Here is a 13,119-nt window from a genome sequence, read left to right as displayed (position 1 = left end):
GAGGCCCTATGTCTGAAGAAAAGGATGTGAAGGTTGAATTCTGTCTGGGCAAGGAGAGTCAGGATGCATCGAACTATGAAGAGCTGCTGAAGCACGCCGGCCATAAGATCCAGATCGTCTCCTTCCCGCGAGGCGTTCAGATCCTGAAGGTCTCGATGGAGTGCGTTACCTGCAACAAGGTGCTGATCGAATACGACAATCCGGATTACGAAGAGTAACTTTATCTGCTGAGAGCTTCCTGTGTCATCAGCTCTGCTGCTTCGAAAACAGCTTTTTTGCCTTCTTCCGTTCGTGCCTCGATATAGAACCTGACTTTTGGTTCAGTGCCTGAGGGCCTGATCATGAGCCACGAACCGTCGTCAAAGACCAGCTTAGTGCCGTCGACCGTTATCAGATCCTTGATCTTGCGTTTCTCTCCTGCGATCGTAAGCGATGTGCCCACAGGATAGTGCTGTGCAATGACCGAAAGTTTTTGCAGAAGAGGTCGTCCCACAAGGGAACGGTCAACCGATATGCCTGAACGGTCAGGATAGAAATGCCCGAACTCATCCATGATCTCATTGAGATAGTCACTCAGTTCTTTGCCTGTAACTGCCATCATTTCAATCGCAAGCAAAAGGCCGAAAATCGCATCCTTTTCCAGTGTGTGGTTGTACCCGGTGATTCCGTCAGATTCCTCAAAGGCAGCGACTGCACGACTATCAGCGGAAGGAAGGAGGAATGGTCTGAAGTTTTTGAATCCGACCCTGGTCTCCTGTATGGGGATGCCGAGCTTTTTGGCCACCGCATTCACAAGGTTGCTTGTTCCGACCGATTTCGCAACCATACCATTAAACTTTTTATGGACATGAAGAAAATGCAGTGCCATGGCGCCGAAGTAGTTCATGGGGATCTGAACCGAGCCGTCGGAGAAACGGATACGGTCGCCATCAGGGTCCATGATAACGCCGAGTTTCAGCGCAGCCGGGCTTTCAGCAAGGACCTTTTCGACCCCTGCCATATTTTTTTCAGAAGGCTCAGGTGCAACCCCGCCGAAGAGGTAGTCATCCGCAGTCCTGAGATACGTTATCTTCGGACTTTCGCCGAGGATGCGCTGCACCCTGCCGCGCGTTGCCCCATGCACATTATCAATACAGAGGATACAATCCGCCTCTGCAATGAACTTCCTGATCTTCTGAAGGTCGATCGTTTTCCTCTGCTCGATGTAATCAAGATACAGCGAGGTCAGGTCGACCTTCTCTACATCTCCCGGTTTGACCGGCAGGGGCTTCGCAGCATCCAGCATCATACGATTGGCGATCTCTTCGATCTTCGTGGTTATTTCCGAGCCGGCCGGCCCGCCGTCAGAGGGATTGAACTTGAACCCTGCGTAGTTTGCCGGGTTATGCGACGGTGTCAGGTTAATAGCGCATGCTGCCTTAAGCATTTCAATTCCTGCGGAGAACTCAGGGGTTGCAGCCTCTCCCGCATACCAGGTCTTTATGCCGGCATTCTGAAGAAGGCCGATGACCTCCATGCTGAACTCAGGGCCGAGGAACCGGTTGTCATGGCCTACAATAACGCCGCGTTTTTTGATTTCATCAAAATCCGTCACACCCATTGCCTGCAAGACCGCGGGATCACTCGACCTGAACATTTCGATTATCGCAGAAGTGACAATGCGGACATTGTTGAAGGTATAATCAGTGCCGATCTCGCCGCGCCATCCTGATGTGCCGAAAACGATAGGTGAAGGGGCCGTGTTCTCACGTGCAAACTTCTCTATATCTGAAAGCATTCCCTTGTTGGTTATTACATCAGAAAGAATGGTTTTCCAGTATGATGCAGCATCACTTAATTTCTGCGACATGAATCCCTCCCGGTAGATATCTATTGCATTCATTTTATCACAAAACATATAAGGTCAATGATCAGCTTTATCAGATATACTCCCTGCCTTTGAGAAAATGGTGGTGTGCATAATTATCTGAGAAAAACGGTCTCCGCGCTTCGGGGAAAACATTCTGCTCTGTTGACAGCGATAAAAAGATTCTTATACGCTATCGCATATTTCCCGGCCTGTCTTGAGAATTTTATTTGCGGAGGTTTTTGTGAACAAATTTCAAAGCAGCCTGACGCTTCTCACAAAAAACATTGAAAAAGTAATTATTGGGAAAAGAGAGGTTGTAGACCTTGCGGTCATAACCCTCCTGTGCCGAGGACATCTTCTCATTGAGGATGTGCCAGGGCTTGGGAAGACAATACTTGCCAGGGCAATCGCGAATTCCCTTGCCCTGCGCTTTAAAAGGGTGCAATTTACCCCTGATCTGCTTCCCTCTGATATCACGGGGGTTTCCATATTCAATCAGAAGCTGAGTGAGTTCGAATTTAAGCCGGGCCCTGTGTTTACCAATATACTGCTTGCCGACGAAATAAACAGGGCTACACCAAGGACGCAATCAAGTCTTTTGGAGAGCATGGAGGAGTCCCAGGTCTCCGCTGACGGCATAACCCACTCTTTGCCGCAGGTTTTTATGGTAATAGCAACCCAGAATCCGATTGAACTCCAGGGGACGTACCCATTACCCGAAGCTCAACTTGATCGTTTTTTTATGAAGATCAAAATAGGGTATCCCTCACCTGATGAAGAAATCCATATCATGAGCATGCAGGTAAAGGAACATCCTATCCATTCGATGAAGGCTGTTCTTGCAGAAGATGAACTAAAGACTGCACAGGAGGCCATCACCCTGGTCCATATCGATAAATCTGTAATGAAATATATTGTTGAGATAGTGGGTGCTACCCGAAAACATCAGGACATTTTGCTTGGAGCAAGTCCGAGGGGTTCACTCTGCCTCATGAAGGCATCCCAGGCAATGGCATTTCTGAGAGGAATGGATTATGTAGAACCGACCATGGTAAAGCTTGTCGCAAGACATGTGCTTGCTCACCGTATTATTATAAAACCTCAATCAAAGCTGAGGGGGACAAGCGAAGAAAAAGTGATAGATGAGGTGCTGAAAAGCGTTCCTGTCCCAGTGGTGTGATTCATGAAACGGCTACTAACGAAGAGGAGTTCTCTTGTTTTTCTTGCGGTCCTTTTTTTCTTCATAGCATGGAACCGGGAAGTCAATTTGCTTTATGGCATGTTTGCACTTCTTACCTCGACTCTGGTTATTTCTCATATCCTGCCACGATATTCCCTCAAAGGCATTACTGCATCAAGGACCGTGCCGTCTGCTGCCTTTGAAGGTGACTGTATCGATGTTGTGATGAGCATCAAAAACAAAGGCAGGTCAAGCCGCTATATGATTGAACTGCTCGACTTCATTCCTGCTGCGGGACCAGGCCTGCAAAATCCGATGACATTCATAGGGAAACTCTCCGGCCGGGGAAAAAAGAACTATTCATTCAGGTTAGACTGCTATAAAAGAGGCGAATATGCTATTGGGCCGTTAAAGGCCAGGTCTGCTTATCCATTGGGGATATCCTCTCACGAAAATTTGTTGGATGGCGATAAACAAACCCTTCTTGTATATCCTGCGATGTTTAATATCAAGCGGCTGCCATTTGACGGGAGAGGCGCAAAGATGGGTGGGACCGATGCGTTATCAAAAACAGGCGGCAGCGAGGATTTTTTCGGGACAAGGGATTACAGAACAGGTGACAGCTTGAGGTATATACATTGGCCGTCAAGTGCCAGGCATTCGCGTTTCATTGTAAAGGAATTTGAGATTCGCACCTCTACAGACATATCTGTAATCATCGACCTTCATAAAGAGTCTGACAAAGGCGAGGGGAAGCAGACAACCCTTGAGTATGCTGTCAAAATAGCCGCGTCTATAGCAAGACTTGTTCTGGATAGGGGCTACAACTTCCAGCTGCTCGGTTATGGCAAGAACCCCTGTATCATCCCCTATTCAAAAGGGTTGCACCAGCTTGCCAGAACACTTGAAACACTTGCAAGGATTAATGCTGACGGAGACGTTCCCTATGTCCATGCACTCAGGCATGCATATAATCATTTGAATGAAGGTTCTGCCGCCATTCTGCTTTTTTCCGGACTGAATAGAGGCGTGGATGAATATCTTTACGAGATCAGTCTTTTAAAAGAAAAGAGAATAAGGCCGGTATGCGTCTTCATGAATGATTACAGTTTTACCGCTGATAAAGAACCCTTTCGTCCGGAAATCGATCTGCTTGTACAGGGTGTTCTGGAGATAGGAGCAGCCATTTATTTTGTATCAAAAGGCGACAACCTTGAAGAGGTCTTCGGCATATGACCCTGATACAATATCCTCTTGTCTACGCTGGAATATTTTTGCTCTTGATATCAGCTGTCCTTTCAGTTGTCAACAGGGATGCGTCAATCCCGTCATTTCTTTTTAATTCTTTCTTCTGGCCGTGTCTTTATGCTGCAGGGTTGCTCTCTGCGTGGCGCAACAGGCAGAAACAGTCTGAAACACTAAAGGTCGTCATGTATATCGGTATCGCAGCCGCAGTCATTGTCTTTATCTTGGTTGCTGCGGTTGCAACTATTGAGAAGGGTTTTCTGCTTATGCTCATATGCATGCAGGCAGCAAGGAACTTTACTTTGACAAACCGGAGGGAACTCTATTTCGCCTGTCTGATTTCACTCATCCTTATTCTGTATGCAGCCAGCGCAAGCAAAGAGACTTCTTTTCTTTTGTACATTTTAGTGTATGTCCTTTCAGGTATCTTTACGTTCATGGCAGACCATATAGATGAACGTTTGAATTATGCAAAAGGCGGCGACAAAGACATCCTCATCAGAAAAATGAACCTGCCTGCAAAGGGATTTGGTCTTGCCATAGCAGTAATTACGCTTTCTCTTGGGATATACCTCATTATACCGAGGATGCCGTCACCCCATATACAGGCCTTCCCGTCAGGGGGATGGAATTATAAGAATGAGGGCTGGGATAGGGAAGCCTTGACCGGAGAGCAGCAGAAAGAACAGATGAATGCAAAATCAGGGCTCAGGAGCCGTGTGCCTGACACCTCGATGTCAAATGCTGATGACTCAAGCAAGACAGATGTTAACACGGATTACAAGGGGTTTCAGGACAGGTTTGATGTGACTAAGGTCGGAGAAGCCACACGTTCAAATGAGATTGTATTCTACCTCCAGACTGATCGGCCCATCTATTCAAGAGGGAAGGTCTTTGACGTCTTTGACGGCCGGTTCTGGTCATACAGCGGCACAGGGGACAGAAAAATCTATTCAGACAAACGAAAATTTGTTTTTGATGACAGTTTCTACGATAGGGGTCTGATACAGATCTATGCGATGAACACAGACATGACTCAACACATCTTCGCAGCATACAAGCCGGCTGTGTTAATATTCCCCGGTAATGTTATCGAGAAGGGCAGCTCACTTGCCTTGCGTGCGCCTGAGTATCTGCGGAAGGGTACTGTTTATTCTGTAATATCCGGGAACAGGGAAATAGAAGGCCGATCTGCAGGTGACACTGAATATCCCACGGATGAATATGACAGATACCTGCAGCTCCCGTCAGGTCTTTCCCCTAAAGTCAGAGACCTGGGCAATTCTATTACTGAACAATTTCAGAATGACTATGAAAAGGCAAAGGCCATTGAAAGCCATCTCAAAAATAATTACGAGTATACGCTTAATACCTTGCTGATGGAATGGGAGAACAATCCTGCAGAGGAATTTCTCTTCAATCTGAAGAAAGGCCATTGCGAGCTTTTCGCCTCCTCTATGGTCCTGCTGCTGAGGACATCCGGCATTCCTTCAAGACTGGTCACAGGGTATCATGCAAACAGGTATAACCCTGTTACAGGTTATTTCGAGATTAGAAAGATGGATGCTCATGCATGGGTTGAGGCATATATAAAAGAACATGGGTGGGTGACCTTTGAGCCAACGCCGACCTTTGTTCAGCCTTTATCCGGCAAGAAAAGAAGGTTTTTCATGGCCTCAAATCTTAACCAGTATCTGAGAGACCGTCTGAAACTCACCCTGCAGGCAAATCCTGAAAAATGGTGGTCAAAGTTATTGCAGTATCTTCTTGATATTGGCAATAAAGTTATTGCCTTTCTGCTCATACTTCAGCTGCAGTTTTGTATGGTTACAAGAATCATCTTTTTCTGGTTTAAAACAACCGGCTGGAAGTTCTTTGCAGGTGCGGGATTTTTTGCAGCTGGTGTTTTTTTGCTCTATCGTCTGCTTTACCCGACATACAGGCGATCTAAACTGAGAAAGCTGAGGGAAACAGATTACAAGCAGTTCCTTTACTCCTGTTATAGAGAGACGGAGAGAATATTCACAGAAAAAGGCTTTCCCAGACCGACTCACTATACAGCTATGGAATACTGTGATATTCTCAAACCAAAGTTCCAAACGCTGCATACGCAGATATATATCATTACCCTTGCATTCCAGAAAGCCAGATACAGCCCCTTGCCTGTGGGCAGCGAAGACGCTGAAAGAGCATATGAGGCTTATCTTTCGATACTTAAATCTTTTGCCTCTTAGCGTCTTTCTTCCGACGAAAAAGTGGTGCAGGCCCTTTAGTATGATAAAATGGTTTTGAAAGGACCTCAGGGATGATCATGATGAAGGATGGCAAGAAGATAAAATTGGTTGATCTGATGATCTGCCTGTCCGATGCTATGGACTTTATCGATCCATCAGTCGTTGACCATCACAAGAGGGTAGCCTATATCGCGCATAGCATGGCCGCGGAAATGGGTCTTCCTTTGGCTCAACAGAAGGAGATAGTGCTGGCCGGAGCCCTGCACGATATAGGGGCCTTCAGTCTCGCAGAACGCCGGAATACCCTGGCCTTTGAGATCCTGAATCCGCACAAACACGCTGAAAGCGGTTATGCCCTGCTCAGACTGTTCTCTCCTCTTTCTGCTGTGGCATCCATGGTCCGGTTCCATCATGTTCCCTGGGACAATGGATCGGGCAGGGAATATAACGGACAGGAAGTTCCCCTCTCAAGCCATATTCTTCATCTGTCTGACCGGATAGCCGTATTGATCAACAGAAAGAAAGAGATCCTCAGCCAGGTCAGCAGGATATGCCGGACTGTCCAGTCAAACGCCGGAAGGATGTTCAGTCCTGAACTGGTGGACGTATTCAGGGCAATATCGGCAAGGGAATATTTCTGGCTTGATCTTTCCTCCCCGTCGATTCAGACCATCCTCTCGCAGAGGCTGCGCTCTGCCCAGATCGGCGTTGCCTCGAAGGACATGCTCGGATTTTCGCAACTTTTTTCACGGATCATAGACTTCAAGAGTCCTTTTACCGCCACCCATTCCAGCGGCGTGGCAGCCAGTGCGGAATTCTTGGCAGGCAAGCTGGGATTTGCCCGGCAGGAATGCACTGCCATGAGGATAGCAGGCTATATGCACGATCTCGGCAAGCTTGCCGTTCCGGTTGAGATCCTTGACAAGCCTTCCCAGCTCAACAGGAAAGAATTCAATGTAGTAAGGCATCATACGTTTTACACCTACAGGATCCTTGAGCCTATCACGGCCCTGCAGACGATCAATGCATGGGCGGCATTTCACCACGAGAGGCTGGACGGCTCCGGGTATCCCTTTCATCTGAAAGAAAAGGACCTGCCTCTTGGTTCGCAGGTCATGGCTGTTGCAGATGTCTTTACCGCTCTGACCGAGGATCGTCCTTACCGGCGCGGGATGAAGAGGTTTGATACGTTAAGGGTGCTCGACGACATGAGCGTGCGTTCAGCATTAAATGGTCAGATCGTGGCTGTTATCGGAAAGCACTTCGATGAACTTGAGTCTATCCGTATGACAGCCCAGGCCGATGCAAGGACCAGATACCAGACGGTAATACAGTGAAGAACTTCAGTTCCTGAGGTCTGTTTCACCCGCCTGAGACTGTCGGCACATTGTTTCTCTATGACTTCAACTTCTAAGAAGCCGATGGTCTATGCTAAAATATAAAACTTTTTTTAATGCAGGAGGATTTCATGGCAAAGACATACAATATAGCGCTTATCCCTGGTGACGGCACAGGCCCCGAAGTTGTCCGCGAAGGTGTGAAGGTGCTGAATGCTGCAGCTGCCAAAGGCGGCTTCAAACTTGAGTATACAAGTTTTGATTTCGGCGCAGAACGGTATTTGAAGACCGGTGAGACGCTCCCTGACAGTGCTATTGAAGAGTTCAAGAAGTTTGACTCGATGTTTCTTGGCGCGATCGGACACCCTGACGTAAAACCCGGCATACTCGAGACCGGGATTCTCCTCAAGACGCGCTTTGCACTTGACCAGTATATCAATCTCAGGCCGGTCAAGCTCTATCCGAACGTGGAAACCCCGCTTAAGGACAAGGGGCCCGAGCATATCGATTTTGTGGTCATCCGTGAGAACACGGGCGGCATTTATACCAGCATCGGCGGCGCAACGCGCGTTGGCACGCCGGATGAGATCGCCACGCAGCTGATGGTGTACGACCGCAGGACGGTTGACCGCTGCCTGAGGTATGCCTTTGAACTCAAGAAAAAACGCAATGCAATGAATGCGAAATACGCATCAAAGCCGATCACGCTCATTCACAAGCGGAATGTGCTTACCCATTGCGGTGATCTTTGGTATCGCGCTTTCGAAGAGATGGGTGAAAAAGAGTACCCTGAGCTGAAGCGCGATTACAATCATGTCGATGCAGCTAACATGTGGTTTGTAAAGAACCCTGAATGGTTTGACGTGGCTGTCACGGAAAATCTTTTCGGGGATATCATCACTGACCTCGGCGCCATGATCCAGGGCGGACTTGGCGTGGCTTCAGGGGGCAACATCAATCCGCAGGGCGTCTCGATGTTCGAGCCGATGGGCGGCAGCGCTCCCAAATATACCGGCAAGAATGTGATCAATCCGATGGCAGCGATCGGCGCAGCAATGATGATGCTCGACACGATTGGCGAATCAAAGGCAGCCCAGGGGATCGAGGCAGCGATGATTGCTGTGATGCAGAAGATGAAGAGCCAGGCAGCCGGCCATATGGGCATGTCCACGACCGAGGTGGGCGATCAGATCGCAGACCTCGTTGCAAAATAATAAGAAAACTGCTGGTATCCTTCAGTTACGGGTGATTCATAACTCCCCCATCCCCCTCTTACCTCAAGAGGGGGTTATTCCTCCCCTTAAGATAAGGGGAGGTAAGGAGGGGTTATGATTTATGCTCATTTCTGCATCTTCTTTATCGCCTCACCGAGTTTCTGGATCTCTTCCCCGTACATTGCCCAGTTGCCTTCTCTCTGCGCTTTTATAGCGCGGTCGAAATGTTCCTTTGCAACATTTGCCAGCTTTTTGTCTTCCTTAACTGCAGGCATCCGGATATTACCGGCAGCCACAGCCTCGTCCGTAACCTTCATCTCTCCGAAGATCTTTGAAAGCGCGGCATCAAGGGTCTCTTCCATGGCAATACGGTTCTCATACGCCACAATGACCCGTTTGAGCTCAGGTATCTTGCCGGTCTCTGCACGCAGATACAGCGGCTGAACATAGATCAGGGAGTTTTCAATAGGGATCACCAACAGCGTGCCCTGGATCACCTGAGAGCCGCGCTGGTCCCAGAGCGAGATCTGCCGCGAGATCTCTGTATCCTGGTTGAACCTCGCAACGATCTGTTTCGGGCCGTACACAAGCCTGTCCTTCGGAAAGCGATATACCACAAGCTTTCCGTAATCATCACCATCGCTCCGTGCCACCATCCAGGCCGAAAGGTTGTCCTTCTTTTTCGGGTTGAAGGGGAGCATCAGGATAAATTCCTCCTTTTTTTCTTCCGGAAGTTTCATGATCGTGTAGTACGACTCCATCACTGCTTTATCCGGACCGCCTAATGCCGGTATCTCCCACTGGTCCTCCTTGTTATAAAAGCTCTGAGGGTCTTCCATATGATAGGTTGAATAGATCTGCGTCTGAATGTCGAAGATGTCAAGCGGATAGCGGATATGTTTTCTCAGGTCAGCCGGCATTTCGGCAAGCGGCTGGAGCGTTCCCGGGAAGATGGCATCGATCGTCCTGACCAGCGGGTCATCCTTATCCGCCACATAGAACATCATGCTGCCGTCAAAGGCGTTGATCGTGATCTTTACCGAGTTCCGCATGTAGTTCATGCCCTTTGGCGAGGGCTGAGAATAGGGAAAGCGCCTGCTTACGGTGTATGCATCCAGCATCCAGAAGAGACGGCCGTCATCAGCGATGATCATGTAGGGATCGGCATCGATCATCAGGAATGGCATAACTTTGTGCACTCTCTCCATGATGTTCCGGTGAAAGAGGACCTTGCTCTGACTGGTGAGATCGTTCGAAAGAATGAGCTTCATCGACTTGAAATATGCGGAGAAGGCCATTTTCTTCAGAAAAGAATCGAGCACCACGCCGCTTTTCCCTGAATATTCGGTGAAGACATTCTCCTCCCCCGACGGATAATCAAACTCCTTCGACTTGGTATTCACGATCACATACGGACTGGACAGCCTGCCGAAATAGATCTCCGGCCGCGTCACCTTGATCGCTTCCGAATTTGATATCGGCGGGATGTCCCTGATGAGCAGCACCGGCAATCCTTCAGGTGTCACCTGGTTCACCGGTCCGAGCGTCAACCCGTATCCATGGGTAAAGGTCAGGGTCTCGTTGATCCAGTTCCGGGTCGGGATGCTTTCGCTCGACAGTTCTCGTGGTGACAGCATGGTCTGCCGGTATTCTCCATTGATCAGGTACCGGTCGTTGCCCACAGACGAGAAACGGTAATAGGTCCGGATCTCCTGGATCTGACTGAAGGTATCGAGCAGCGGCCGGTGGTCCCAGAGGCGTATGTTCTTTATGGTCGCGCTGTTATTTTTGATATCACTCCGGTCGAGTGCAGTGCTGCCGGAGATATCCCGGTCCTGTACCTTGTCGAGTCCAAAGGCCCTGCGCGTGAATGCGATGTTGTTCTTAATGAACGGTGTTTCCTTCACCAGCTCGTTCGGTGCAACAACAAACTTCTGCAGGAGCGCAGGATAGACTGAGCTCCCGAAAAAAGAGATAGCGATATATGCAGCCACACCTGCACCGACGAGCAGGCTGCGTTTTAGATACATATTGGCGATGAAAAGGGCTGCCAGTGCAAAGGCCATCACGATCCTCACCTTCATGAAGGGGATCACTGCGTGTATGTCTGTATAGGTAGCTCCTGCAATATGGCCGTGCGACGAAAAGAGGATGGCGTGCATACTGAGGTAAGACTTCCATGCCATGACAGCCAGGATCAAGGCTCCGAGCAGAGAGATGTGTGCTGAGGCAGTGCGCTCTGCCGATACACCCCGGTTGTTAAAGAAAACAGCTCCCTTGACAACATAGATAAGGGCGAGCGAGGCGACCGTTGCCCATAGGGTGAACTGGAGCGCATTCGCAACAATCTCCTGGGCGGGCAGACTGAACAGATAAAAAGAGATATCCTTGCTGAAGATCGGGTCAGCATATCCTGATGCAGCCCTATGGATATACGAAAGAAAGGAGAACCAGTTCGCGTTAAACAGTGCTGCCATGAAGAGGCCCGTCAGAACAGGAACAATGATCCTGATCCAGTCTATATGCCGGAGGAGGTCGAGCTGCGGCATGGTCTGGACGTTCAGAGGGATAACAACTGCTCTGCCTTTCATTGCCCGCAGCGCGATCTGTATGTTCAGGTATGTGATGAGAAACCCGCCGAGGCCGCCGGCAAGTGCAGAGACCGCCTGGCCCTGAACTTGAGTGCTGAATATCAAGCTCCGCCCGATGTCCCTGAACCAGAGCCAATCAATGTAGAGTGAGAGGAATTCCGGCAGGAAGATCAACAGAAAGAAGAATGAAAGAAATAGTAACAGCAGTTTTCCGAGCGGCCTTTTCAGCATGTATCCCCCTGACGGCAGATTGATGGTTTGCAGGTATATTACCACTGATTAGAGGGATCTCTGTGAATAATCGATCGGTGCGCTCAGTTTTTTCTGCTGCGAAAGCGGAGACGAGAGTTAGCGTGACTACCTGATCGCTGCGAAAAAAGCCTTGACTGTCTCCGGATCGAACTGTGTGCCTGCTTTTTGGCGTATCTCCGAAAAGGCGTGTTCCTTGTCAAGCCCCTTTTTGTAAGGTCTGTCCGCGACCATGGCGTCATAGGAGTCGGCAAGGCAGAGGATCTTTGCAAGCAAGGGGAGTTCATCTCCGCACAGGCCGCTGGGATACCCCTTCCCATCGACTCTTTCATGATGTCCCTTTATTATAGGGATGACATCCTGAAGCTGTTTTATCGGTCTCAGGATGTTTTCGCCCTGAATAGGATGCATCTTGATCAACTGCCACTCCTCATTCGTGAGAGGTCCCGGTTTGTCCAGGATCACGTCATACGTGCCGATCTTGCCGATATCATGAAGGAGACTTGCTATCTTGAGCGTCCTGCAGTCGCTTTCGCTTACTCCCATTTCTTTGGCGATCGAAAGGGCATAAGAGGTCACCCGTTCTGAATGACCATTGGTCCAGTGGCTCTTGGCATCGATCGCATTTGCAAACGCCACAATAAGATCATCACAGAGCGTTCCCAAGTCCCTTTCGGCAGACAATGACTTGAGCAGAAGCCTTGCCCTGTCATTGATCAGATAACTGATCGCCGTGAGGATCAGCGGAGCCAGGAGTATCAGCGCCCTGAATTTTATGCCGAGCTGATCCGTAGAGAGAAAATAATGAAAGATCGTCGAAGTTTCGCGAGCAGTGACAACATATAAATAGATCCCGAGCACGATCCAGGCGAGAATGACGATATAGAGCGAAAGCCGGGACATAGCTTTATACTCTGAAAGCACAACAGTCTGTGGGTTTATCTTGTGCATCGACTCACGTTATATCCCGGCTGCCATCCTGCTCATAATTTCGATAGTCTTCCCCTTGAAAAGACTATTGCACTTTTTACCGGATCTGTCAAGAATACATGCCGCAAGGATGCTGCGGCGCAGCGCATACCCATAGTGACCCGGAGAGCAGGATCTGTTTTGCGGCCGATCTGATGCCTGTTCGCCACGATAAAAGTATTCTTGAGGAAAATCGAAAGTCGGTGTATTATGGGATGGGAACATTGCAGAGGCCAACTGTCCACCGCAAA

General features: G+C 49.0%; 9 protein-coding genes. 6 read left to right on the top strand and 3 right to left on the bottom strand.

The window, feature by feature from the left end; all coding sequences use genetic code 11:
- Positions 1 to 8: 8 nt before the first annotated feature.
- Positions 9 to 218 (top strand): hypothetical protein, encoded by a 210-nt coding sequence (locus HZB62_05595; protein ID MBI5074625.1) that lies wholly within the window; start codon positions 9 to 11, stop codon positions 216 to 218.
- 2 nt (positions 219 to 220) lie between these two features.
- Here HZB62_05595 and HZB62_05590 read toward each other — a convergent pair whose 3' ends face one another.
- Positions 221 to 1,849 (bottom strand): phosphomannomutase, encoded by a 1,629-nt coding sequence (locus HZB62_05590; protein ID MBI5074624.1) that lies wholly within the window; start codon positions 1,847 to 1,849, stop codon positions 221 to 223.
- Between the two features lie 241 nt (positions 1,850 to 2,090).
- On the opposite strand from HZB62_05590, the gene HZB62_05585 reads away from it, so the two are divergent.
- From HZB62_05585 to HZB62_05565, 5 genes are all read left to right on the top strand, one after another.
- Positions 2,091 to 3,029 carry a MoxR family ATPase gene (locus tag HZB62_05585; protein ID MBI5074623.1) on the top strand — a complete coding sequence of 313 codons (939 nt, stop codon included), beginning with the start codon at positions 2,091 to 2,093 and terminating at the stop codon, positions 3,027 to 3,029.
- A 3-nt stretch (positions 3,030 to 3,032) separates the two neighbouring features.
- Complete coding sequence (locus tag HZB62_05580; GenBank protein MBI5074622.1) at positions 3,033 to 4,265, top strand: DUF58 domain-containing protein; 1,233 nt, start codon at positions 3,033 to 3,035, stop codon at positions 4,263 to 4,265.
- Positions 4,262 to 6,508, top strand: coding sequence for a DUF3488 domain-containing protein (locus HZB62_05575; protein ID MBI5074621.1), 2,247 nt, complete (start codon positions 4,262 to 4,264; stop codon positions 6,506 to 6,508). The genes HZB62_05580 and HZB62_05575 overlap by 4 nt, the downstream gene beginning before the upstream one ends.
- Positions 6,509 to 6,585: 77 nt before the next feature.
- Positions 6,586 to 7,845 (top strand): HD domain-containing protein, encoded by a 1,260-nt coding sequence (locus tag HZB62_05570; GenBank protein MBI5074620.1) that lies wholly within the window; start codon positions 6,586 to 6,588, stop codon positions 7,843 to 7,845.
- A gap of 131 nt (positions 7,846 to 7,976) precedes the next feature.
- Entirely contained in the window at positions 7,977 to 9,059 is a 1,083-nt protein-coding gene (locus HZB62_05565; GenBank protein ID MBI5074619.1) for a 3-isopropylmalate dehydrogenase, read from the top strand.
- 125 nt (positions 9,060 to 9,184) lie between these two features.
- Here HZB62_05565 and HZB62_05560 read toward each other — a convergent pair whose 3' ends face one another.
- Both HZB62_05560 and HZB62_05555 read right to left on the bottom strand, forming a co-directional pair.
- Complete coding sequence (locus HZB62_05560; GenBank protein MBI5074618.1) at positions 9,185 to 11,881, bottom strand: UPF0182 family protein; 2,697 nt, start codon at positions 11,879 to 11,881, stop codon at positions 9,185 to 9,187.
- Between the two features lie 126 nt (positions 11,882 to 12,007).
- Positions 12,008 to 12,850: an HD-GYP domain-containing protein gene (locus HZB62_05555; protein ID MBI5074617.1), complete on the bottom strand. Its 843-nt coding sequence runs from the start codon at positions 12,848 to 12,850 to the stop codon at positions 12,008 to 12,010.
- Positions 12,851 to 13,119: the final 269 nt, after the last annotated feature.

This window comes from Nitrospirota bacterium (genome assembly GCA_016214855.1).
In the GTDB taxonomy this organism is placed as follows: domain Bacteria; phylum Nitrospirota; class Thermodesulfovibrionia; order Thermodesulfovibrionales; family UBA6898; genus UBA6898.
This window is presented reverse-complemented; position numbering and strand designations above follow the sequence as displayed.